The organism is Vibrio chagasii (genome assembly GCF_002954585.1).
Lineage (GTDB): Bacteria > Pseudomonadota > Gammaproteobacteria > Enterobacterales > Vibrionaceae > Vibrio > Vibrio chagasii_A.
On sequence record NZ_MSCI01000002.1, the window covers coordinates 1336740 to 1361309 of the forward strand.

Sequence of the window (24570 nt, forward strand, 5' to 3'; positions counted from 1 at the left end):
CTAGGTAATCTTATCTAAAGGCGAGCCTTCTAACCATTCGAGTCACGAAATGTGCGCAGACTCCAACAGCGACGCCAATGATCATTGCCTTGATGCTACCCAACCAAAGTATCAAACCAGAGTACCCTTGTGCTGGCCCTAAACCGTTGTTTCTGGTCACATCGGTGAACATGAATCCATTCCACCAAACATGTAACAATAACGTAGATAAGTGCAAACAAATGGCAATGGTTCCAAATAACGCATGCCTGTCAGCAGCGCCATCTCGGCAAAATGAGAAAACGATCAAAAAGGTAAAAATTAAAGGTGCAGACAACACCAAAGAGACAGTGAACGCTTCTAACCCACTCTGGCTTCCGTAACTATAAGTGCTAAACACCATAGCCATTGAGAGTAAAAGCGGCACAAGTGCAGTCCATGTTAACCTGTTCATTTCAGCTCCCTGTCTTAGTAATTAGCTTGAAGAAAAAGTCGATAATAGACAGGGAACGTTAATTACCAAAAACAGCGCATCTGAAATGCACTTATATCTCAACAACTCGATAGAAGACTCAGTCTTTGGTGAATCTTATGTAACGTAAGCCTTAAATCTTTGGGTCAACCTACATCATTTTGCACGCTTTGTTTTTGTTTCGCACAGATTATTGCTTGCTTAATCTTCGCCTTATGGTTCTCTTCCCACTGAGCCAATGTTAACGAGGCTTCTTTATTGGCTTTCTCTGAAGCCATTAAAAATACCTCATCTTTTCTGGACTGAGGAATAACAGCAATTCCCTCGATATCAGCCACAATGATATCTCCCGTTGAGACGTTTATACCTCCACATCTAATTTCAGTACCTAGTTCAGAATAAACCTCTTTTTTTCCCGGAACTGGATGAACACCTTTAGCAAAAACCGGGAATTTCATGTCTGTAATTTCACCTAAGTCCCGAATGACACCGTCAATAATAAAGCCTATTATCCCTCGGCTCTTAGCAACTGCGCATACATTGCCTCCTGCTACTGCATATTCACTATCAACGCCATCGACGACAATGATTGAGCCTTTTGGTGCTTCATATATTGCAGAATGAAGCATTAAGTTATCACCAGCAGCTAATTGAACCGTAAAAGCTTCGCCACAAATTCGCGGCATGTCGTGCCAAAGAGGAACAATATTGAAATCCATAAAGTACTGGTTACCCAATATGTTTCCGTACTCGGTTGTCGCTAATGTAGAAAAGTCTTGCTTCATATTTACACTCCTTGTTTGAACTGTGCTTGACCCCCAAAATGCCAAGCAAAGTGGATCTAGTATTAGCCCATTGCCATCGAAAAAACCGTATTGCCTGTTAATGCATAACACGATAACGACTATGCAAATTAACTTTGTGTTGATGTATTAAAGCGAGAAGAACTCGGCAAACAGAGATTACCGAGTATATTTAATCGAATTGGTACTTATGTTATGTGACTAGCGCTCGATGATTGCAACTTTACCTGCCAACCCAATAAGCAAAAAACCAGATACACCCTCAAGTGTTCGAGAATAACGTTCAGAATTTGGGCGACTAAACACCCAGCTTCCCACTGAGGCGTATAAAACATTACATAGTGTTGCTAACGCACTAAACAACAAACCAAGTATCAATAATTGTGTTGAAGCAGAGCCAACTGATGTATCAATAAATTGGGGCAAAAACGAAAGGAAAAAGAGTGCAACCTTTGGGTTTAAAACGCTAACAATGACACCTTGAACAAATACGCTTCTCTCGGTTTCGGAGTTTTCACTCACAACAATTTTGTTGCCCCCTCGCCACATTGAGATTAGGGACTTAATACCCAAGTACACCAAGTACAAAGCACCTAGCCATTTCACAACACTAAAAGCTAAAGCAGAACTTAAAATTATTGCGGATAAGCCTAAGCATGCGGCTAAAGTATGGATGAAGTAACCAACACCCAAGCCAACAGCAGCTTTCATCCCACTCGCCATCTTTCCTCTCATTGTATTTGAAACAATGTAGATGACATCAGGCCCTGGAATCATATTGATAGCTAGGCAAGCAACGACAAATAATAGCAGTGAATTTAAATCCATTTCTTTTCCTCTTATTTTAAGCACATTATGGTGTGGAGAATCGAAAAGGTTTGAACGATACAATACAAAAGTTAAGGGGCAGCACCTTAATCAAATAAAACACCGCAAAGTAAAAATTCATGCACGACAAACAATTCTTAAGCAATATGTCGACAAATTCACCACTTAAATCCATGTGCGCAAACATATTGAAAATTGAGATGATATAAAAGAGGTTGAGTAAAAAAGTGAGACGGGCGGCTACAAAACTTTGCTACTATTGAGAGACAAAATTGGGCTCAAAGAAGAACGCATGGCACTATCGAAATTTCAATAACTTAAAATGAGAAAAGGATTCATTTTTATATTTTGAAAGCAACAGCCAAAGTAACGAAGGCTATCGCCAAAGCCACTACAACAATAATAAATGCTAAAATAGATAAATAACAATGGCTACAAACCGTTACGTTGCGAGCATTGAACAACGCAATAGCAAAGTTCCCGCGTTCTACAGTAAGCAATGAAACGCAAAGCATGATCAAAAAGCGACGCGTTGCGATTCACTATGTAGTTGGTTAGCAGACAGCCTACAACGCGAGTTTGAACCCTTCATGCGTTGCTTTGAATCCAAGTTTCTCATAGAACCTGATGGCATCAGGGCGCTGCTTGTCGCTTGTTAACTGAACGATTGTACAGCCTTTGTTTTTTGCCAGTTCGATAGCGTGCCCGAACATTTGCTCACCGAAACCTTGTCCACGATAGTCACTATGGATTCGAACACCTTCGATAAGACAACGCCAACTACCAATATGCGTTAGATACGGAATAAAGGTTAGTTGAAGCATCCCGACCAGAGCGCCTTCCAGTTCAACAACCAATAATTCGTTGCTTGGGTCTCGGGTAATCGCTTCGAACGCTTCAACGTAGCCACGATTCAACGGAATAGACGCATCTTCTCTTTTACTACCAAGTGGGTCATTTGAAAGCAAAGCAACAAGGCTTTCCAAATCTTCAAATTCAGCTGAACGATACTTTAATTCCATCTATAAATCCTTTTTACTTCTGACTACTAACGCCGCATTAAAGTATGAGCAATGCGACGACAAAGCTTAACCATACCACCGTAAAAACCGAACTCAACTATTGGATGAAAAATGACATGCGAGCTGAATTGCTTTTGAACAAATGTTATGCAAAATTCGACAATGCTGATTTGTACGCCTTTCTAGCCTCAGTACTTAAGTAGCTATCCATACCTTGGAACAGTTCAACTAGCTCAGAACCATATGTGAGCTTGAACTCTTCACTGTTATAGACAAGCTCTAGCTCATTAGCGACCGTTAACTCGCAAAACAACTTCACCGTTGCACTCTCGAGTTTGAATATTGAACCAGTAAATCTGTCTTTAAACTCGATTTCTGGCACTTTACCAAATTGAGGAAATACATAGTCTCGGTCACATGAACAATACAAATAAACCAATGCTTCTTCATCATTACCAATAATTCGCGCTATGTCTTGACGCTGGCTTAACGACACCATATTTTCATCGAAACCTGCTGTTCCATACGCGGCATGGAAGAGACCTGCGATTTGAAGTAGCTCGCTACTACCCCAGTTAATTAGAACTTGTTCAGTTCCTTTCAGGTGTGCTTCCAATGAACCGTTAAGGTGCTGAAAGTCACCCGCACCAAGTTCTTGAAGCATCAAAAATTTGTCCATAAATCTCCTTAAGGTTAAAAACCAGCCAATGAATAATTACGCCATACCACTTGAACTGAATTTCGTGTGGTCATAAAGATGAGGCTGAAACTGCCAAGCGCGAGAACCTTTGCTAGGTAGTTTGTTGTGTACTTAATATTTGACTCGAATTGATATCCCTAACCAAGCAGCGCCTTCACGCTTGTTAGCTGCAGTGTGCCAACTCTCAATTGAGTCCCACTCGGCTCTAGTTCCAGTTATACCTGAATCAAACCAGTTGCCCTTAGCATCGTTAAGTACGTAATGCAGTGAACCATTTACCCTGATAACTGATATCAACATTGTGTTGTTGGGTGTCGACTTGCCTAACGACAAAATTTTTGTTGAAACACCCAGCTTTTCAATTAGCTCAAATTCGATAGGGAAAACTCGACGCAAATATTCATCCGTTTGTGCATCTCTAATAAGAACCTCACACTCTATGCCAAATTGACGAAGAACATAGAGCATTGCTCCTAATGAATTGTAGCCGGAGTGTTCAATGTAATCTGGGTACTCGCCGGGAGTAATTATTCCCGTGACCTTATAGAGTTCAAGAGCGAAGTCTTTCAATTCCTCTAAACCATTAACTTCGACAGGAGCCCCCGTGAATGAAACCTGCGCCGCATCAAATTTATGTAGCTTAAGAGGCGAGTTAAGGGGTAATTTATCCATACTTTTTAAATAAGCAGTAATACAATAAGGTCCACAATACAAACTACCTTCTGGCTGTCTCAACTTTGGAAACATAGTCAACAATACCCTCGAAATTTTTGAATAACGGTAAACAAAGGTAGTGAGCACGTTGTCATCGAACTCAGCTACACTACCTTCAACACTACACGCAAAGCGTCGAAAAGCGCCAAATATTGTGAATCATATTAAACAGATTATCGGCCGTTTATGCCAAAGACAAACCACCGTCTACTACCAATGTGTGTCCTACTATATAAGTAGCCTTGTCTGAAAGTAAGAACTCTATTGCGTCTACTATCTCATTGGTACAACCAAACCGCTTCATGGGAACGGCTTGAGACACCTCCGAGCGGATATTTTCATTTTCAAGTTGGCGCAATTCCCAACGAGGAGTCCACGTTACACCAGGCGCTACTGCATTAATTCGAATACCAGAACCAATACTCTCAAGCGCAACTGAGCGCGTTAATCCTTCCAAAGCATGTTTAGACGCGCTGTACATTGATGCATTTGGCGTTGGTCTAAGGCCATTTACCGAACTTATATTAACTATGCTTGAACCGGGCCCCATTAACTTTAGTTCTGCTCTCAGACATAAAGCCTGACACAAAAAATCCACATTGAGAGTTTCTTTAAGTAATTCAATATCAACTTTATGTAGATAACCTCGTGAAACCAGCGCTGGAGAAGCGTTATTTACTGCAATATCTAGTTTCTTATATTCGGATTCAATATAGGAGAATAGACCCGCTAGTTGCTCTTGATCAGCAATATCTACAACCCTATGATCCACAGTGTCTAATTCTGGGTATTTAGCAAGCACCTTTCCCCACCCTGCTTCAGAACGTGAACACGTGACAACCCTATAACCCAATTCTACTAGGCGTAGAACGAGATCTAGTCCGATACCTTTCGAACCACCAGTTACTAAAGCTACTTTCAACTTTGAACTCCTTTTCTAGATATGTATAGTGACCAATCATGCTGCATTAAGTGGTGAAAAACGCAACATAGATCTTTCTGAATAGCACCTTAACGCCTTAAATAAACCCATAGTGAAAATGCCATGTATTGTGAATCAATTTTAATCGCCAACTAGTTAGTAGCATTTTTACCACGTTGTTGAAAACCATATAAAAGAATAACACCTAAGCTAAAACTAACCACATGACCAACCTTTGGAAGATGGTACTCACTAAAGATTAGATCTAGAGCGAATGCTGGGCCAATTGTTAGTATTAAAACACCCAACGCCAACTTCCCTTCAATCTGTCGTTTTAAATACATTAAGAGCCCCGCGGCAGCTAATCCTAAGATGGCTTGGGAACCGCCAGTCCCCAAATTCCATGGTTCAGGTACCGTAAATGTACTAGCAAATGTGCCAATCGCTCCCGAAATAAACCATATTACAAGAAAAACGCTGGAACTTAGTTTTCGCTCAAGCAAGTAGCCGAGAGCAAACAGTGAGAGAACGTTGTAAATCATGTGAAATTGCATCACGTGAATGAATTGAGAAACTACTAGACGCCATAGTTCCAAGTCTAAAATGTGCTTGTATGTGAAGCCGCCAAAGGGCTCTAGCTCTGTAATCTTAATTTTTCCGAATAGCGACCCTGCTATTTGGAAATTCACACCCAAAGATACCAATACAGTACACAATGCCAATATCAGTGTTGCGTAAGGTATATACCTTTTTGTCACGATTTCCTCCTTGCTACTTGAGCCTTGTTATATGTATTTCCCTAAGTACTCACTGGCATATTTTGTAGTCACCTCCCCCACAAGGTTTGAACCCATGCTTAAGTAGGATATGCTGAGAGGGAATATTTTCAGGTTAGGTCAAAGCAAGAACTTTTCTATAATCAAGTTGGCTGCCGAACGAGAAAACGGTAGAACCTGCTTAATTAGATTTTTTAATATTGTTTATTCATCCTGACCTACTAGTGTGGCTTTAAGTAGCTAGAGACCGTGAACGAAGCAACAATGCCAAGTGTAGAGAATTGAACATAAGTGTTTTGTTAGCCATTTTTCATTAGAGCTAGTTTTGAACCAAAAATAATAAACACTAAACCTGTAATTGAGTTTAACCAAGTTTTAAACTCAGCACTATCGGTAACGTTCTTAACTTTGGAAAGGACCATAACCATAATAGCGAACCATATAAAATTGACCATTGAATGAGCTGTTACTAGCACGTAGGCACTTATTGGGCTCTCAGTATCAGGCATAAATTGAGGAAAGGCTGCTAAGTAAAACATAGAGACTTTAGGGTTTAATAAATTTGTTATTAACCCTTCCGTGAAGGCTATGCGGAGTGAGGTAACTTTATTATTCCCTCCTGTAATCTTTGGGTGCTCTTGATTTTTATGGAGTGCACTCTTCATCGCTTTCAAACCAATCCAAACTAAATATGCCGCACCTAACATCTTAAATATGAAAAACGCCTGAGATGACTTAACTAAGAATATTGAAATACCAAATATTGATAGTGTCCCATGCACATAAAACGCAACGACAAAGCCCCAAATGTTAGCAAATCCAGCTGTTCGTCCTGATGACGACACAGTTTTAGCGATAAGAACCCCATTAGCACCTGGGGAGATAACTAACAATGTCGCAACCGCTACAAAAGTTAAGATGTGGTTTAAATCCATATATATCCCTTTCTGGTTCAACAACCCTATGACGAAGGCTAACGCTAAATTAAGATGTAAATAGCGCCACCAACTGACCTTAATTACTAAACGGACTTGAATTCAGAGCACCAAGCGTTGCGAATCTATCCCGATTTTCTTGTTAGGTAAATTTCCAGCGTAGTGCTTTTACTTCATGTTCCTTTATAAACCTATCTTTATGATTACAATATACACCAATATCATTGTTACAAATTGAAGCGCCTTCTCGCTTCAGATTACCGTAGTGCGACGCTATTTCTGGAAATTGAATTAAGTAGTCTCGAAAAGCAATATGCCTATTTACTGCTGGAGACCCAACTAAAAAAGCATGCACTTGGTGACTTCGTTGTATACCACCTTTTTGAAAATAACGCCTACCTGCTATCCCAAATTCACCTTTGACTTCATACCCAAGCGACCCCATCTGCTTATTGTTTTTATCCAACCCTTCTAGTGATTTCACTTCAACAAGAATATCGATAATTGGTTTCGCACAAAGACCTTTGACTGAAGTACTGCCTATGTGATGAATTTCCACTACATTAGCTGAATTCAAGACCGAACCAAGCAATACCTTTTCGTCGCTAAATTCATCGGCCCATGAAGTTCGATAATCTACAACTTCAATTACTCTCGTGCTCATTACCCCTCCTTTTACCTAACGCTCTACTAAGATGCGAGCAACGCAACACTGAAGCCGCCACATACCACCTTAAACACTAAAACCAACGCATAGTCAAAATGCCACGTGTTGCGAATCAATCTTAAACAATTTGTTATGTGCGTTACTCGATTTCTGCTTTGTAGAGCTCTGAACCTACAGCAATCTCCCACAAGTACCCATCTGGATCAGAGAAGTAACCTGAAAAACCACCCCAAAACACAGGCTGTCCTTGTTTGACGATTCTTCCACCATTATCTTCAGCTTTTTTCAGCAGGCTAAGAACTTCACGAGACGAACTAACATTTCTAGCCAGTGTAATACCGGCAAAACCTGAACCATTTGGTTCAATACCAACATCTTTTGCTAATTCGGCTTTGGGAAACAGAGCTAGTTCCGGACCATCAATATCCATGAATACAATTTCGTCAGATTGATAACCTGTGCGCTCTAATCCAAGTACGGCTTCATAGAACTTTGCTGAGGACTCGATATTTGATACCCCCAATGTAATGATTGATAGTTTTCTCATTTTATCTCCAAGGACATAGTGCAGCATTAAGGTGTGAAACACGCAATGACCAAGTCTCTGTATTGCACTTCAACACCGAAGTCACCGCATACCCAAAATACCACGCGTGCTTAATCACTACTAAATTGTTTGTTATGCGCACGTACCAAACGTTAGCCACCAACTTTTTTGTAAGCGACTACATGGGAAAGAAATAGTAACGAATACCTTTCGTTAAATCTTATCTTGTATTCATGTTCATCTTCAGATAGCTTTTCCCAACCCTCTCCAAAATAGTCGTTTATATCATTAACAGCTTCACTTTCTTCTTTTAAATGCTTTTTGTTCCACTGATAAGTACATGATAAAACTAACATTCCATTAAAAGAAGTTGCATCCATCAATGCGTTTACTAAAGTTTTAGGCGATTCACATTGATCCAGTACATTGAGGCAAACTGTTAAATCAAACTCTTTCTTAACCACACCACGCTCGAAAGGTGCTTCAATTAAAGTAAATGATACATGATCACACGCTTTTGCTATTGTTGAAGCATCAAAGTCCAAACACCCCAACTCTTTCAAGCTCTTGATATAAGGGAATTCACATTTAGTACCGTCAATTAGTATTTGTTTGAGGTTTGATAGCAAGCGGTGAGACGGCTCAACAACTGTGACAGAACTAATGCTTGGTATGTTAGTAACTAACTCGTAGCTATTTCGTCCCAAAGCTGCCCCTACCTCTAATGCGTCAATAGGCTCAATACTCTCAGCTTCGAGAGCATCAATAATAAACTTAGCTACGCGTTGTGTGTGTTTTGAGGAGATAAACGACTCCGGTACGTACTTAGATTTACTCTCGAATTGTTCAGACACTCCACTTAAGCGAAGTTTATCAAGCCATTGAACTTCATAGTATGCTGCCAATCCTTTTGGATCTATGTAAAAATCGTCCATTTATAATTCCTCCTATGAAGCTTCATTATTCGGTGAACATAGACATAATGCCCCCCACGAAAGGTGCTAGCCTCCAATATCGTGGGTTAGCTTTAAGCCAGAGCCATAATTAGTGCGTCAAACAACTAAATTTGGAGGCTAGCATGAGTAAAGATAGCATAATTTTCATTGGCTTAGATACGCATAAGTCATTTATTCAAGTCGCTGTTTTACAAGAACATCGAGGGGCAAACCCACAACACCTTGGCCCCGTATTAAATCTAACAAGTCCGCGCTTATTAGATTGGCCAGACAACTGCAATCCAAGTATCCAAAAGCCACTCTGTACTTTGTCTATGAAACAGGACCATGTGGTTACTGGACTTATCGCCTGATTACGAGCATTGGACACTGCTGCTATGTCGTCGCTCCATCACTTATACCTAAGAAGCCAGGCGATAGAGTTAAAACTGACAAACGAGACGCAGCAAAGCTCGCCAAGCTGTTAAAAGCCGAAGAGCTTACACCCATCTATGTACCAGAAGCCGAAGATGAAGCTATTCGAGATCTCTCGCGTGCCAGAGAAACGGCAATGAAAGATCTCAAAGACGCAAAGTTCCAACTCAAAGGCTTTCTTCTTCGCAATAATATCCAAGCGACGGTGAATGATAACTGGTCTAAAAAGCATCTACGGTGGCTGACCAACCTCATTCTTCCTCACCATAGTCAACAAATCGTCTTGCAAGAGGTGATCATTACAATCAATGAGCGGATACAGCGGCTGCAACGACTCGATAATGAACTGCTCCATCAGGTCAAAAACTGGCGATACTATCCTGTTGTGAAAGCCATTCAAGCTATGCGGGGTGTTAGGTTACTCGTAGCTCTTGGCACAATAGCTGAGCTGGGTGTTAGGTTACTCGTAGCTCTTGGCACAATAGCTGAGCTGGGTGACTTACGGCGGTTCGACCATCCAAGAAAGCTTATGGCTTACCTTGGGCTTGTTCCAACAGAAAACTCCAGTGGAGGTAAAACTCGTCGTGGCAGCTTAACAAAGTGTGGCAACAGTCGAGCCAGACGGTTACTCGTTGAAGGCGCACACACCTATAAGCATAAAGCGAACATCTCTGTAGAGCTGCAACTAAGGCAAGAAGGGCTGCCTAAAGAGATAGTTGATATCGCTTGGCAAGCCCAGCAAAGGTTATGTCGTCGTTACCAACGACTACTACAAAAAGGTAAACACCGAAATGTCGTTGTGGTCGCCATCGCAAGAGAGATGATCGCTTACATCTGGGCCATTGCGCGTGAAGTTGTCATTAGCGACGTAGATCCTAGAACTCGAATCGCTCGTTTACCGGCATGAAGACAGAATTAGTGTTATCGCATTGGATAAAGCATCGGGAGTGGCACAAACACCGACGGCGTTAGGACGGCAATATAGCTTCGGCTGTATTGAACCACGAGCATAGACTGAAGACAGGTGCTACGACGGAACAAGTAAGGTAGGCTCTACTCATCAAACGATGAGCAATCCACGTATATAAGCATGAGAACCGCCGACATTACTTGCTTCATCTATGCGGTAACACTATCCCAAAATGAACAAAGGCTCTGAAATGAGGGAGCAGAAACTTCTACGTTTTTAATTGACAGTGGGGGTCATATCAACGCTTTGTTAAGGGGTGAGCAACGCAATACTAAAGCCGCCACATATCACCTTAAACACTAAACACTACGCATAGCAAAAATGCCAAGCATTACGAATCACTCTTTAACAGATTGTATGCATCACAGTTCCCACCCAGACTTATATGTTCTAGCACTCAATAAACTACAGAGCTCGTCCATTACTTTCATTGACTTTTCAAGCCTGGGTAGCCTTTCATCCGAAAGGGTATCATTGACCCAGTGACGATTATGAACATACAAGTTGTAGGGATTGATAATACACTTGAAATCAATGCTTAGTGACGTCGAGAGCGCAGAGTCAGCCATGTAACTATGAGGTAGCCCCGCTGAGGTTACAAACGTCACGACTTTATCGAAGAGCGCGCCAGTTAAACTACCATCAGGAGGTGTAGACCCAACATATTCAATGTATTTCTTTAATTCAGAACAACACCCCCAATTATAAATTGGGCTACATAAAACGATACCACTCGACTCAGACGTTAACTTATGTAACGCCTTATATTGTCCTGTCTGATATATTTTGTCGTTATCAAAATTTGGCACATTAAGTTCGGCCAAATCAACGAATTTAACTTGTCTGTCCAACGATTGTAGTTCATCAATACATAGCTTAGCGATTTGACGACTTCGACTGTTTGGATCCAAGCTCGAACTTACTACCAAAATGTACATGTTATCTCCTGTCGAATGCTAACGCCCAATTAAGGTGTGAAGCACGCGACCACGGCACTCAATTTGACCACCATAATCACCGAACTTAACCCAAACCAAAATGCCAAGCGTGCTGAATCACTCTTAAATTGTTTGTTATGTCCGTACTCTCGACATGATGACGATGTCTATTAGATTATCTTCAACAAGCACAGCCTTGCGTTTTGTACCCTCAACTTCAAAGCCAAAGGATTTATAAAGAGCCAACGCTGCAACGTTGTTTGCATGCACTTCTAACTCTAAACGCGTCAAGTTTAGCTGCTCATCACAATACGACAGCAAGTATTCCATTAAGAAACGACCCACTCCCTTTCCTCGGGAAGTTTTGGCGACCGCAATACCAAAAGATGCAGAGTGCTTTAACCTCGGCTTAGACGTTGAGTTAATAGCCAAATGACCCAAGAGTTCTCCATCGCTTTCAACCGCGACAAAATTAAGCTGGCTGTCATTGAACATTGAGTCGAACTCTTCCCTTTTGATGTCAGGCAAGTAACGATTGTTGTTCACAACCTCTTTGTCAGTGTAAATATCATACAAAGCTGGCAAGTCAGGTGAACTCATTTTTCTTATTTTCATAGAACCTCAAAAAACCGAAAAGGGCATAACAGCTATTAGATCGAAAAATTCTTCATTTAAATACAGGATCATTCTATCTAGTTTCATATGCATAGCAATCTAGCACGATTTATTACATTATTTCAGTGACTTAAAACATAGATAGGCATATCAAATAACAAAATACAGAATATTTCCATATGTTATGAATCTAGCTAAACCCGCCTCGCACTGTATGTGTCCACAGCCCTCCGAGCTATGTTGAAAACACAAAAAAGCCTGCCATCTATGCGAACATAAATGGCAGGCTTTATACGTTAGTTAAGCTTTTGACTGGCTAGCTTACGCCGCTTCAAATGCGAGGGCTTTCTTTTCTACTTGGCGGAAGATAAGTGTTAAAATGCCGTTTACTGCTAGGTAGAATGCACCAGCGATACCGAACACAGTCAGTGTGTCGTACGTTTGGCCGTTAATACGCTGAGCGTAGCCCATCAAATCCATGATGGTAATGGTGCTTGCTAGTGATGTGCCTTTGAAGACTAGAATCACTTCGTTTGAGTAAGCTGGAACGGCACGGCGTAATGCGTATGGCAGAAGCACTTTAAGCGTCGCGATTTTGTCCATACCTAGTGCACGACATGCTTCCCACTGCCCTGCAGGAATCGCATTGAGTGCGCCTCTGAACAGTAGCGTGCTGTATGCCGCCGTGTTCAAAGCCAATGCCAACATTGCGCAGAACCAAGGTTGGCTGAGCCATGTCCACATGAAGCTTTCACGAATCCAATCGAACTGACCTGGGCCGTAATATACCAAGAAGATCTGAACCAGTAATGGTGTACCAGTGAACAAGGTAATGATGCCACGTGTTACCCAGTGAATCGCAGGTAATCTTAGGATCAGTGTTACCGTCATCAGTAGCGACAAGATACAACCAACAAGCAGTGACGCGCCGGTGAGTTGAAGACTGGTCGTTAAACCTTCAAGCATTTGAGAGAGGTATTGTTGATTCATGCCATTGCCCCTTTGTTACCCAAACCCTGAATAGAGAACTTACCATCAATCACTTTTACTGCTCTTTGTGTAATCAATGTGATGATTAGGTAGATAGCTGCCGCCGTTGCGTACCAAGTAAATGCTTCGTGCGTTGCTGCTGATGTCAACTGCGCTTGCTTCAGTAGATCGGTGACACCAATGAGAGAAACCAGTGCAGTATCTTTCAATAGAACCAACCACTGGTTCGTTAAGCCCGGTAATGCGTGCCTTACTGCTTGTGGCAAAACAATTCTAAAGAATGCGTGCGATTGTGGAATACCCAATGCATTCGCCGCTTCTCTCTGCCCTTTACCTACCGCTTTCAACGCACCACGAATAGTCTGTGAAGCGTATGAAGCGAAAATAAGTGACAACGCAACAACACCAGATAAGAACGGGCTAACTTCAACAAAGTCACCAGTGATCATGAAGAGCACTTGTGTTGAGCCAAAGTAGATAAACAAAACCACCAAGATTTCTGGTAGCCCACGTACGATTGTCACGAACGCGGTTGTCGGCCATTTGATTGCGACACGACGAGACATTTCACCGCCTGCAAACATTACCGCTAAAATTAATCCAACCAATAGGCTTACGAATGCAAGCTGAACAGTCATCCAGCTTGCCTCGACGAGCCCTAAAGAGTAACCCGTTAATTCCATAAATTACTTACCGAAGTACTTGTTGAAGATCTTGTCGTACTCGCCGTTTGCTTTAACTGCTGCAAGTGCTGTGTTCAGTTGTGCAACTAGCTCTGGGTTGCTCTTGTTTACTGCGATACCAAAGCCGTTACCAAAGTACTCTTGGTTTGTTACTTGGTCGCCAACGTACGTTAGGTTGTCTTCTTTCTTGAACCATTCAGCGACTACTGCTGTGTCACCGAATACTGAATCGATACGACCGTTTTTCATGTCGATGAATGCATCTTGGTAACTTGAGTAAGGTACTGCTGTTACACCTGGTAGTAGCTCAAGAAGGTAGCTTTGGTGAGTAGAGCCGTTTTGAACACCGATACGCTTGCCTTCTAGTGCTGCTTGGTCTGCTACTTTGCCTTCAATAGAGATGAATGCTGCAGAGTTGTCGTAGTAAGCGTCAGAGAAGTTTACTTGTTGAAGACGTGCTTCAGTGATGTCCATTGCAGAGATAGCCGCATCGTAACGTTTGAATTTAAGAGCTGGGATCAGGCTGTCGAATGCTTGGTTGTGGAAAGTACACGTTGCTTTCATCTCTTCACAAAGTGCGTTTGCTAGATCAACGTCGAAGCCTTGGATTTGGTTGTTCTCATCCATGTATTCGAATGGTGCATAAGTCGCTTCCATTGCAAATTTGATTTCTTCTTGAGCTGCTGCATTGAAAGAAGCAAGGCCGATAAGTGAAGCTAGTAGAATCTTTTTCATTTTGTACTCCGAATACTGTGTAATAGCGGCCTGTGGCCATTCTTATAATTTGATTGTTTTAATCGATGTTGTGTTAGGTAAATCTAGTCAGTGGCTTAGTGAGTCAAATACTCAGCAAACTCTGGAGTCTGCGGGTTAATAAATGCGTCGCTGGTGCCGTGTTCCACGATGTAACCCTTCTCAAGGTAAAGAACGTGGCTCGCGATCTTCTTGGCGAAGTCAACTTCGTGAGTCACTACCACCTGAGTAATCCCAGTGCCGCTTAGCTCTTTGATGATGCTAACAACTTGGTTAGTGATCTCTGGGTCTAGAGCCGCTGTTGGTTCGTCAAACAGCAATACATCTGGCTTCATCATAAGAGCACGAGCAATGGCAACGCGTTGTTGCTGACCACCTGATAGCTGCAACGGCCAAGCGTCTGCTTTATCTGCAAGCTGTAAAGTTTTCAAAACTGTTTGCGCTTGTTTGATCGCTTCTTGCTTATCTAGGCCTGCAACCTTAGTTGGCGCTTCAATCAAGTTTTCCATTACCGTCATGTGTGGCCACAAGTTGTATTGTTGGAAAACCATGCCGACTTTACGACGTAGCTTAAGCCCCTGCTTCTCTTGGATCTGGCTTGAGAAATCAAATTGCTCGTTAGCAATGTTTAATTCGCCATCGTCTGCGATTTCTAGCAGGTTCAGAACACGCAGTAGTGAACTCTTACCAGCACCGCTTGGGCCAAGCAGTACCAAGGTTTCGCCACTCTCACAGTTAAAACTGATGTCGTGAAGAACTTGGATATCGCCGTATGATTTGTTGATGCTCTTTACTTGAATACTCATGCCAAATTACTGCATTAATTGTCATTTGTTGGTTATTCTATTTAAACTGAACTTTTATGCAAGAAAAATGTATAAAAAATTAATTTGTTGAATTTTTGTAACAAATATTGCACAAAAAACAGCCTCATTAACTGCTCTTACCTCTTTAACATCCAAGTTATTGAAAACCCTAAGATGACACCAAAGAGCAAACGTTTTTATAAATCCAAACTCACTTGTTCAGCAAAGGAAGTAAATTCTTAATGGCAGCTATATACTTGCATAAATTTCATGGACAACCACTCAACTTCTGCCCTAACACCAGCGAACAAGTGTGCTTAATATTCCTTTTATTTAGCTTTCGATGCGCACATCGAACACACAGGAATTATTGAAAATTGAGTTTCCTAGGAAGCGTGATGCTCCAATAAATGCTTTAATGGCGTCTACTCTCAATAACTAGCACTTGCCAGCGAACAAGACGTATTACAAATAACCTGTCATCTATTCTTAAAGCGACAAACACTAAGGCAATCATATGCAAAACGATGTCTCTTCTACGCTTGAGGCAACTCAGCGACAGACTCAACAGAACCCAGAATCAAAACCAGAGAAGAAAAGCCTCAGCATTTTGCTTGAGCTGATTAAGTTTATTCAGCCGTATAAAGGGCGTGTGATTGCAGCATTGATTGCTTTGATCTTCACAGCAAGCTTAACCCTTTCAGTGGGACACGGTATTCGCCTTCTTGTCGACCAAGGTTTTAGCCAACAGTCACTATCCGACTTAGGTAGCGCTATCCAATTCATCATGGTCGTGGTGGTATTGATCTCTATTGGTACCTTCTTCCGCTTCTACTTAGTCTCTTCAGTTGGTGAACGTGTAAGTGCGGATATCCGCCTATCCGTCTTCAATCACGTTGTCACACTTCATCCGAGTTATTTTGAAACCAATGGCAGTGGCGACATCATGTCGCGCATCACCACAGACACAACGCTACTTCAAAGTATCATTGGTTCATCGTTCTCGATGGCGATGCGTAGCGCGCTGATGTGCCTTGGTGCAATCATTATGTTGTTTGCGACCAACATTAAACTAACACTTATCGTGTTGGCATCGGTGCCGTTTATCTTAATTCCCATTTTGGTTTACGGGCGACGTGTAAGAGCGCTATCACGTAAAAGCCAAGATTCGATGTCAGATGTTGGCTCTTATGCTGGTGAAGCGATTGAGCACATCAAAACCGTTCAGAGCTACAGCCGAGAAGCTCAAGAGAAAGCATCGTTCGCGCTTGAAGTAGAAAAGGCATATGAAATTGGTCGTCAACGTGTAAAACAGCGCGCTATTTTGATCTCTGGCGTGATTGTTATCGTGTTCAGTGCGATTGCAGGCATGCTTTGGGTGGGTGGTACTGATGTTATCAACGGCACCATGTCCGCCGGCGATCTGGCTGCATTTGTCTTCTACGCGATTATGGTCGCTTCATCTTTAGGTACAATTTCAGAAGTGATGGGCGAATTACAACGCGCAGCAGGTGCTACAGAGCGTTTAATTGAGATTCTTCAAGTGAAAAGCCATATCGTTGCCCCTGTCGAGAATCCAAAATCACTCGATAACCTAACACCAGAAGTCGCTTTTGATGATGTGACCTTCTGTTACCCGTCTAGACCGGATCAACCAGCAACAAGCAACCTGTCGTTAACCGCGCACGAAGGTAAAGTATTGGCGTTAGTTGGCCCATCTGGTGCAGGTAAAACCACCCTGTTCGAATTGCTGCAACGTTTCTACGATCCTCAAATGGGTAAAGTGACTCTCGGTGGCGTGGAACTTAATCAATTTGACCCGAACGAATTAAGAAAGCAGATGGCGCTTGTTCCTCAACAACCCGCTCTGTTCAGCAACGATGTGTTCCATAACATTCGCTACGGCAACCCAGAAGCGACCGATGAACAAGTGATTGAAGCGGCGAAAAAAGCACACGCACATGAGTTCATACAGAACCTACCAGATGGTTATCATAGTTTCCTTGGGGAACGAGGCGTGAGATTGTCTGGTGGTCAACGTCAGCGTATTGCTATCGCGCGTGCCATCTTGAAAGATCCAAACATCTTGCTACTGGATGAAGCAACTAGCGCCCTAGACAGCGAAAGTGAGCATCATGTTCAGCAAGCATTGGAAGAATTAATGCGCGGCAGAACGACGATCATCATCGCCCACCGTTTATCGACAATCAAACACGCAGACCAAATTGCAGTACTCGATCAAGGGCAACTCGTAGACATCGGCAACCACCAGTCGCTCATCAATAGCTGTGAACTATACCAACGCTTGGTTGAACTCCAATTCAAACACCTGAGTGACGAACCAGCTAGTAGCTAACAGCCAAGTCTCTGACAACGTGTGATTTCTAGCTTCAAAAACTAAAATTACACGTGTTGCAGTTTTGTTAAATTAGCGGTAGGGTTTTTATTCCAATAACAACTTATCCCGATGACGGATAAGCAGATAACAATAAGAGAGTTCGCATGGAAGCATTATTATCTGACTACCCGGTAGTAACAGAAATCCCAGTCGCTTGGGGAGAAATGGACGCACTCAATCACGTCAACAACGCTGTGTATTTTCGCTACTTTGAAACCGCTCGCTTAGATTTCTTTAAACACGTAGAGCTGATGGAAGAGATGGCAATCACCAAGGTTGGGCCTGTTCTTGGCGACACTTATTGTAAATATTTCCGACCTGTCACCTACCCTGATACTTTGATGGTGGGTTCACGAGTCACCGATATTCAAGACGACCGCTTTACCATGGAATACGCGATCGTCAGTAAAGCACAGCAAAAGCTGACTACTGTAGGTACAGCAACTATCGTGATGTTCGATTTTGCATCAAACCAAAAAGCGCTGCTGTCACTGCGTCTAACCAGTGAAATTGAACGCATGAACACGCTAAAAAGCCCATGCTTCAAACAAGAAGCAGTAGCGGAATAAATGGTTCGTTAGTTCAGACCAAATCAGAAAATCTCACGTATTAAAAAGCCACTCGATTGAGTGGCTTTTTGTTTCTTGGTTCACAGTGCTTATAAACGGTTATGCCTTATAAACCTTGAAGACTCTTTGTTTTAAAAGCTATAAACCTTGAACGTACTGAGCGTTAGTGCGAATTTCGACAAGTTGCTCTAGGTGTTGCTGTGAGCCTTCAACGCCGTTGATTAAACCTTCGAAGTGCTTAATCAGCTCTACCTTGTCTTGAACTTCTTTTGAACCCGCGCCGATGTTGGTTAGGTCAATGAAGAATTCGTCAAACAGGCCAGAGAAATCCGTTACAGCGTCATGGTTTAGGAACTGCTCGTGGTTGTAAATGCTTGGGTAGCCACCCTTCTGCTTATCAACCGCGAACGAGATACCTTTCACGTTAGTAATCGTAGTTGCTTTCTCACACTTCAACATACAACCCGCTTCGATGCTTGGCTTGTTACAGCCTACTGTTCTTTGGAAGAAACATTGTCGGCTCGTCATCATCAAGATTGGGTGGTAAATGCTGTAGAACAGTTTGAAGTTCTCTGGACGGCGAATATGACGAATCTGACCTTTGTTGATCTCGTTTGAAATGAACGCGCCCGCACAGTTTAGTTCTTCTTTAAGCGTCAATAATGCGTGAGAGTTTGTTGTGTTCATGAATGGACCAGCAACCCACTCGATTCCCATCTCGTAAGCCTTGTATGCGATACCCGTGTTGTTAGTAACGATGCGAGCTGGCTTAACGACTTCAAGAATACGAACGGCTTCGTCGTAGTCCTTACCGATCAATACTGCCGGGAACCACGGAATCAAACGTGGGTTTGCCGCTAAGATATCAATGTACTTGTTACAACGCTTCTTAAAGCTTTCTGGGAGCTTGAAGTAAACGTCCGCGTCCGTCACATCACATAGGTGCAAGTCTGCAACGTCAGCGATAAGCATCGACATAGTCGGCTTCTCGTTAACTTTAGGCTGCTGTGGCAGTGCTGGCACTTCAACGTGCTTAATCACTTCAACAGAGCCGTTCAGAATGAAGTCAATTTCGTCTTTAATGTCAGAAATTTCTTTCAACGGAATCACTAGCCCAGAGCCCAATTCGCTGAAGTCTTGGCTCTCTAGTGTGTGAACCGCACTCTTAACGTTTTTGAATCGCTTCTCAAGTAGCTCTTGAGTAATCGCTTTCTCTTCTGTTGTAGTAAGCAGCGACTTAGATTGCAGGGTGAAGTTCTCTTTTTCTGTCTTCACTGTCACCGTAAATGGCTGACCTGCTTTTGCGCTGAAAGACATAGCAACCGGCGTTTTGCGGATATCAAGGAACTTAATCTTGTCACGCATTTCGTCACCAAGTACATCTTTCGCTTCATGCAGCTGTACTGTCGCTTCTTGAATCTGAACCACTGAGATTTCGTTGTTCTTCTCTTTCGCCTGTTCAACCGCATAGTTAATGCTGTTATCACGAGGGTTATCGATGAACATGTCTTTCGTTAGGTTGCCCTTAAGGAAAGAGTTTGTGAATTCACGGTTGAATACTTTGTGTAGGTTTGAATCGTCTTCAAGCAACAAACCCTCTTGTACAAAGCTATCGATCTGCTTGCGCCACGTATCTACCACAGTGTAAACATAGTGTGCGCCTTTAATACGGCCTTCGACTTTTAGCGAGTCTACCTTGGCGTCTACCAGTTCAGGCAAATCGTAATAAGCAGAGTTATCTTTTAGGTTCAGTGGGAAACGGTTACCCGCATTGGTGATTTCATATTCATCACGACATGCTTGGCTACAACGGCCGCGGTTACCTGAGTTACCCACACTTACTGAGCTTGAGTAACATTGACCCGAAAACGCGATACACAGTGCACCATGTACAAATACTTCAGTTAGTACATCATGTTCGTGTGCAACTTCAGTCAGCATTTTAATTTCAGACAGGTTCAACTCACGAGACAAGTTAACGCGCGATGCACCAATCTTAGACAGGAACTTAATCTGACCTTCATTGTGTGTGGTTAGCTGAGTTGAAGCGTGAATATCTAACGATGGGAAGTGCTTCTTCACTAAGTTAAACAAGCCCAAATCTTGGACAATGATGCCGTCTACCTTAGTATTCACTAGCTGGTTTAATAGCTTAGTGATGCTCTTCGTTTCGTGCTCCAGTAGCACTACGTTAAGCGTTAGAAAGATCTCACAACCGTATTCATGAGCAAGGCGGATTACCCCGTTCAACTCATCTAACGATAGGTTAGAAGCTCTGTTACGAGCGTTGAAGGTGTCTAAACCGCAATAAACTGCATTGGCTCCGGCTACGATGGCTGCTTTGATCGCTTCTACATCGCCACCAGGGGCTAATAACTCAATTTTTCTGCTCATTTTTGAAGTCGCTCACTTACTTATAATTTTTAAGCCGCGTATTCTACCCACATCACGATCGGTTTACCACCGTACAACACTTTTCAAACTCAATGACCTCAACAATGCCTAATCCTTCAGCTCTACCCGTCCTGTACTCTCTCCGTCGCTGTCCTTACGCAATGCGTGGAAGAATGGGCATCGCCTTATCGAAACAACAAGTACTACTGAGAGAAATCGTCACCAAAGACAAGCCTAGTGAATTCTTGGCCAGTTCGCCAAAAGGTACAGTTCCAGTTTTAGTGTTATCCGATGGAAAGGTTATTGAGCAGAGCTTAGATGTGATGATGTGGGCGCTTCAACAGAACGATCCACAAGATCTGCTTCGTTCTAGTAACCCTTCACTCAGTGAGCAAATCCACCAGCTCATTCAACAAAATGACAATGAGTTTATTGGTCACTTAGAGAAGTATCGCGCTTCTGTTCGCTATCGCAATGACGACATAGAGCAGCGTAGAAACTTATGTGAAACCTTTATTAGCGAGCTTGAGGCAAAGCTCGCCCACCACGACTATTTGTTTGGAGATTCTCCTAGCCTAGCCGACTTTGCCGTGATGCCATTCGTCAGCCAGTTTGTAAGAGTAGAAAAGAAATGGTTTGTGCAGTCTGAATACCAGAATGTTGGGCGTTGGTTACGGTCGCACCTCGAGAGTAAACTCTATACCCAAGTAATGAAACAGTACCCATTATGGAATGACACCAAGCAAGATTGTCTTTTTGGATAAGACCCAATAGCAAAAGAGCCGCTCAAACCGAGCGGCTCTTTTATTTCATTAACTTTTACAGGATATATAAGTGCTCAAAGATTATTGAATCGCAATTGATATCTCGACTTCAGTTTCGCCTTTGTACAGCTCAAAGTCGGTTGTGTACGTTCGTGTATGTGGGCAATCTGGCGCGTTAAAATACGCCCATACTTCTCCCCACAAATCGATCACCGCTTGTGGTAATTCGCCTTGTGCCGAGAACGTCAGGTATTTTCCAGGTTCAATTTTTGTTTCGACCAATTGGTCAATGTCGTTATCAGTAAGCGCATTGGTACAAGCAATCACATCAAAGTCACCCGTAAAATCTGACTCGTAGTTGGTGTAAACACCATATACCTTTGAGTCTGGGGTCAGCTTAGGGAAAGCTTGTTCGAAAAAGCCTTGCCACAATTGCCCTATTTTTGCCTTTGCTGGATCAACTTCGTCGGTATTGTTGGTTCTTACCGAAAAACCATATGCCTTTACCGCTTCTAATATCTGTTCTTTCACTCTTCTATTTCCTAAGCCATCTATTACATCAACTGTTAAACCAACTCGATTCTAGTCTTGAATCTCTTTGTGTCCGCACTTTTCACAAACAACATGGCGAGAAAACTCATCCATAGAAGCAATAAAAGGACCAAGAAACCATCCTTTAATTAAGCCTGCGATAAATTCATGCCGCTTTTGGTTTGGCTTGCCTGCAAATGCACTTTCCTTTCTAACCAAAACAACAACGTGTTGCGTACGATCACGACAAGATGTGCAGTAGCTTTGCTCTATTGAATTACTCATATGTCACCCTATGACGTTTTGAAAGATTTTTGCTTAAAATGAGGGTTGTCGACACACACTTCTAATTCAGTAATTCCCGTCAATACAACAAGTTGTTCTTGACCAGAGACACTTAGCTTAATGCATTCTTCTTTGTCTTGGTTACGCTGGGTATCTAATGCAACACCCTCGACCTGTTCGCCAGAACGTAAAGTGAGCTTAATTGGGTATCTGTGCATACACACAATTTCAATATAATCGTAATCACTGCAACTAATCATAATGCCTCCCATTTATCCACCACACTAATGCGACATACCATTCTATGCAAACTGTTTATAATCAATCATTTATTCATATCACATTGAAACAGCCATACACCAGATGATCATGGTTTTAATCATAGTCCCACTTTTGGTATTCACGTTTCTTCTACTCACCTCTGCTTATGCTTTCATTGTTCAGTAACAACCGAGTACCAGACGATGAAAACCATCAAACACATATCCCTTTTCATTTTTTGCTTAATGCCGTCAATCATGTCATTCACCGCGAGTGCCGCGACAGCGAATGATGCGAGCCACTTCGCCAACGGCAAAACCAAATATCGACAGCTTTGCCAAGCGTGTCATGGTGACAAAGGTTTAGGTGATGGTCCAACAGCAGCATCTCTGTCAAGCAAACCCGCCAATATTCCAAATAAGCTTGGTGAATTCTTTACGACAAAGAACTCCCTAGTTGATGACATTTTAGAAGGTGACACGGAAGAAGGAATGCCATCGTCGCAAGGAGTGATAACAAGACAAGATGCCATTGATATTCTTGATTATGTCGAAATGATCCAACGATAATTGCTAATCGATTCAACTTTTAGAGGCTGAACTTACTTAGTAACGTTCGTTTTATTGCGCTATCTATTCGTATGATTACACTGAAGTTATTGGACAGTGAATAATACGGAACGTTATGAACTTAACCCCCTAGCCACAAGTACTCTCGTGCTCGTCTCTACAACAGCAAGTGCGGTGAGTTTTATAGACCAAATCGATAGTCACTTGGACATGGGTGAATACCTAGCTGAAAATGCCTATGGCTTTTTACCCGTCCCGATTCTGATTACAGAGCCAGCTGTTGGCTACGGTGGTGGTTTCACCGGTATCTTCCTTCATGAATCAGAAGAGCAGAAAAACACACGCAAAGCACTTGCGGAGAAGTTCCTTGATGGCGGCGCATAACTCTTAACACCTGCGATTACCGCAGTCGGTGGCTTCGCGATAGAAAATGGCACTTGGATGGCATTTATTGGTCACAAGCGAAGCTGGGAAGAGGATTCGATACGCTACCTTGGTGGTTTGGGTTACGGCGATATCAACATGACTTTCTATCGACAAAGTTCTCCTAATGCCCTTTCACCACTCGATCCAAATGAAGGTATCGAGCTTGGCTTAAAAGGCATGGGAGGGATACAAAAGCTTCAATTTAGAATCCAAGACTCACCATGGTTAGTTGGCCTATCTCTACAGTTTTTTGCACCTATATTGTCACTCAATAATCACCCCAAAGCGCAAGAGATCCTAAACAATATTGGGAATACCTCACCAACTTCATCAAGCTTGGGCTTAATCGCGGAGTATGACAGTAAAAATAGCTTTCTAAATCCTACTCAAGGCTATAACTATGTCGCTGAGTATCTATGGTTTGGTGATGGACTTGGCAGTGATTACAATTACCAAACGTTCAATCTAGAGGGACTGAATTATTGGGAACTCAACAAGGAATGGAATCTCGCGTTGCGCGGACAATACAAATCTTTGTCGAATGATGAACGCTTTTTATCGCCTCAATACTATCCAGACATTCAGTTTAGGGGTATTGCAAGAAACCGTTATCAAGGAGAGCATACCTTTGCGGCAGAGGTGCAAGTAAGCAAACAATGGACGCCGCGTTGGTCAACAGGTGTGTTTACTGGGATTGGTTATGCTGGCGACAGTGACAGCGATATGTTCGACCAAAGCTCACACTCAGCGTATGGCGTTGGTTTCCGATACCTTATCGCGAGACGTTATGGCCTGATTTCAGAGATTGATATTGCGTTTAGTGAAGAAGATACCGCACTCTACTTTCAAGTCGGAGCCGGTATCTAGCTAAATCACGGTTCAA

At 42.5% G+C, this 24570-nt stretch carries 26 protein-coding genes and 2 pseudogenes; 6 read left to right on the forward strand and 22 right to left on the reverse strand.

All coding sequences use genetic code 11. The annotated features are described in order from the left end of the window. Window positions 1–10: 10 nt before the first annotated feature. From BTO10_RS14115 to BTO10_RS23760, 12 genes are all read right to left on the reverse strand, one after another. Window positions 11–433 (reverse strand): hypothetical protein, encoded by a 423-nt coding sequence (locus tag BTO10_RS14115; protein ID WP_105024935.1) that lies wholly within the window; start codon window positions 431–433, stop codon window positions 11–13. Window positions 434–597: 164 nt separating this feature from the next. Further along, a complete protein-coding gene (locus tag BTO10_RS14120) occupies window positions 598–1236 on the reverse strand; it encodes an RraA family protein (RefSeq protein WP_105024936.1) in 639 nt (212 codons plus the stop codon). A 219-nt stretch (window positions 1237–1455) separates the two neighbouring features. Then, on the reverse strand, window positions 1456–2082 hold the full coding sequence (locus tag BTO10_RS14125) for a LysE family translocator (RefSeq protein ID WP_105024937.1): 627 nt from the start codon (window positions 2080–2082) through the stop codon (window positions 1456–1458). 566 nt (window positions 2083–2648) lie between these two features. Further along, on the reverse strand, window positions 2649–3104 hold the full coding sequence (locus tag BTO10_RS14130; RefSeq protein WP_105024938.1) for a GNAT family N-acetyltransferase: 456 nt from the start codon (window positions 3102–3104) through the stop codon (window positions 2649–2651). A gap of 145 nt (window positions 3105–3249) precedes the next feature. Beyond that, a complete protein-coding gene (locus tag BTO10_RS14135) occupies window positions 3250–3783 on the reverse strand; it encodes a DUF6817 domain-containing protein (protein WP_105024939.1) in 534 nt (177 codons plus the stop codon). A gap of 132 nt (window positions 3784–3915) precedes the next feature. Beyond that, window positions 3916–4551, reverse strand: coding sequence for a hypothetical protein (locus BTO10_RS14140; protein ID WP_258098617.1), 636 nt, complete (start codon window positions 4549–4551; stop codon window positions 3916–3918). 151 nt (window positions 4552–4702) lie between these two features. Beyond that, the gene (locus tag BTO10_RS14145) at window positions 4703–5440 is read right to left on the reverse strand and encodes an SDR family NAD(P)-dependent oxidoreductase (protein ID WP_105024941.1); all 738 of its coding nucleotides are present in this window, start codon (window positions 5438–5440) and stop codon (window positions 4703–4705) included. 152 nt (window positions 5441–5592) lie between these two features. After that, window positions 5593–6198 carry a rhomboid family intramembrane serine protease gene (locus tag BTO10_RS14150; RefSeq protein ID WP_105024942.1) on the reverse strand — a complete coding sequence of 202 codons (606 nt, stop codon included), beginning with the start codon at window positions 6196–6198 and terminating at the stop codon, window positions 5593–5595. Window positions 6199–6515: 317 nt separating this feature from the next. Further along, window positions 6516–7151, reverse strand: a complete 636-nt coding sequence (locus tag BTO10_RS14155) for a LysE family translocator (RefSeq protein WP_105024943.1) — start codon at window positions 7149–7151, stop codon at window positions 6516–6518. 142 nt (window positions 7152–7293) lie between these two features. After that, entirely contained in the window at window positions 7294–7815 is a 522-nt protein-coding gene (locus tag BTO10_RS14160) for a GrpB family protein (protein ID WP_105024944.1), read from the reverse strand. Between the two features lie 142 nt (window positions 7816–7957). Next, the gene (locus BTO10_RS14170) at window positions 7958–8365 is read right to left on the reverse strand and encodes a VOC family protein (RefSeq protein WP_105024946.1); all 408 of its coding nucleotides are present in this window, start codon (window positions 8363–8365) and stop codon (window positions 7958–7960) included. A 152-nt stretch (window positions 8366–8517) separates the two neighbouring features. Next, a complete protein-coding gene (locus BTO10_RS23760) occupies window positions 8518–9300 on the reverse strand; it encodes an SAM-dependent methyltransferase (RefSeq protein ID WP_008217796.1) in 783 nt (260 codons plus the stop codon). Window positions 9301–9443: 143 nt separating this feature from the next. Here BTO10_RS23760 and BTO10_RS14185 point away from each other — a divergent pair. After that, window positions 9444–10642, forward strand: a pseudogene (locus BTO10_RS14185) (IS110 family transposase). 425 nt (window positions 10643–11067) lie between these two features. Here BTO10_RS14185 and BTO10_RS14195 read toward each other — a convergent pair. The 6 genes from BTO10_RS14195 to artP all read right to left on the reverse strand — a co-directional run bounded on the left by BTO10_RS14195 (window position 11068) and on the right by artP (window position 15490). Further along, window positions 11068–11643 (reverse strand): NADPH-dependent FMN reductase, encoded by a 576-nt coding sequence (locus BTO10_RS14195; RefSeq protein ID WP_105024947.1) that lies wholly within the window; start codon window positions 11641–11643, stop codon window positions 11068–11070. A 135-nt stretch (window positions 11644–11778) separates the two neighbouring features. Continuing rightward, entirely contained in the window at window positions 11779–12243 is a 465-nt protein-coding gene (locus BTO10_RS14200; protein WP_105024948.1) for a GNAT family N-acetyltransferase, read from the reverse strand. A 336-nt stretch (window positions 12244–12579) separates the two neighbouring features. Then, window positions 12580–13248, reverse strand: coding sequence for an arginine ABC transporter permease ArtM (gene artM / locus BTO10_RS14205; protein ID WP_105024949.1), 669 nt, complete (start codon window positions 13246–13248; stop codon window positions 12580–12582). After that, on the reverse strand, window positions 13245–13931 hold the full coding sequence (gene artQ, locus BTO10_RS14210) for an arginine ABC transporter permease ArtQ (protein WP_105024950.1): 687 nt from the start codon (window positions 13929–13931) through the stop codon (window positions 13245–13247). The genes artM and artQ overlap by 4 nt, the downstream gene beginning before the upstream one ends. Window positions 13932–13934: 3 nt before the next feature. Beyond that, window positions 13935–14666: an arginine ABC transporter substrate-binding protein gene (locus tag BTO10_RS14215; RefSeq protein WP_105024951.1), complete on the reverse strand. Its 732-nt coding sequence runs from the start codon at window positions 14664–14666 to the stop codon at window positions 13935–13937. Window positions 14667–14761: 95 nt separating this feature from the next. Continuing rightward, on the reverse strand, window positions 14762–15490 hold the full coding sequence (artP, locus tag BTO10_RS14220) for an arginine ABC transporter ATP-binding protein ArtP (protein WP_004741003.1): 729 nt from the start codon (window positions 15488–15490) through the stop codon (window positions 14762–14764). 517 nt (window positions 15491–16007) lie between these two features. Here artP and BTO10_RS14225 point away from each other — a divergent pair. Beyond that, window positions 16008–17846 (forward strand): ABC transporter ATP-binding protein/permease, encoded by a 1839-nt coding sequence (locus BTO10_RS14225; protein ID WP_105024952.1) that lies wholly within the window; start codon window positions 16008–16010, stop codon window positions 17844–17846. Between the two features lie 146 nt (window positions 17847–17992). Further along, window positions 17993–18457: an acyl-CoA thioesterase gene (locus BTO10_RS14230; RefSeq protein ID WP_004741007.1), complete on the forward strand. Its 465-nt coding sequence runs from the start codon at window positions 17993–17995 to the stop codon at window positions 18455–18457. Between the two features lie 138 nt (window positions 18458–18595). Here BTO10_RS14230 and BTO10_RS14235 read toward each other — a convergent pair whose 3' ends face one another. Further along, window positions 18596–20851: a peptidase U32 family protein gene (locus BTO10_RS14235; protein ID WP_105024953.1), complete on the reverse strand. Its 2256-nt coding sequence runs from the start codon at window positions 20849–20851 to the stop codon at window positions 18596–18598. 104 nt (window positions 20852–20955) lie between these two features. On the opposite strand from BTO10_RS14235, the gene BTO10_RS14240 reads away from it, so the two are divergent. Next, a complete protein-coding gene (locus BTO10_RS14240; protein ID WP_105024954.1) occupies window positions 20956–21615 on the forward strand; it encodes a glutathione S-transferase in 660 nt (219 codons plus the stop codon). 81 nt (window positions 21616–21696) lie between these two features. Here the strand turns inward: BTO10_RS14240 and BTO10_RS14245 are convergent, their stop codons facing one another. The 3 genes from BTO10_RS14245 to BTO10_RS14255 are packed head-to-tail and all read right to left on the reverse strand — an operon-like array spanning window position 21697 to window position 22691. Next, window positions 21697–22146 (reverse strand): GyrI-like domain-containing protein, encoded by a 450-nt coding sequence (locus BTO10_RS14245; RefSeq protein WP_105024955.1) that lies wholly within the window; start codon window positions 22144–22146, stop codon window positions 21697–21699. A 51-nt stretch (window positions 22147–22197) separates the two neighbouring features. After that, complete coding sequence (locus BTO10_RS14250; RefSeq protein WP_008217774.1) at window positions 22198–22431, reverse strand: hypothetical protein; 234 nt, start codon at window positions 22429–22431, stop codon at window positions 22198–22200. A gap of 8 nt (window positions 22432–22439) precedes the next feature. Beyond that, entirely contained in the window at window positions 22440–22691 is a 252-nt protein-coding gene (locus BTO10_RS14255; RefSeq protein WP_105024956.1) for a Rho-binding antiterminator, read from the reverse strand. 204 nt (window positions 22692–22895) lie between these two features. Here BTO10_RS14255 and BTO10_RS14260 point away from each other — a divergent pair, with 204 nt between their 5' ends. Both BTO10_RS14260 and BTO10_RS14265 read left to right on the forward strand, forming a co-directional pair. Beyond that, window positions 22896–23261 carry a c-type cytochrome gene (locus BTO10_RS14260; protein WP_105024957.1) on the forward strand — a complete coding sequence of 122 codons (366 nt, stop codon included), beginning with the start codon at window positions 22896–22898 and terminating at the stop codon, window positions 23259–23261. A 210-nt stretch (window positions 23262–23471) separates the two neighbouring features. Beyond that, window positions 23472–24554, forward strand: a pseudogene (locus BTO10_RS14265) (glyceraldehyde-3-phosphate dehydrogenase). Window positions 24555–24570 lie beyond the last annotated feature (16 nt).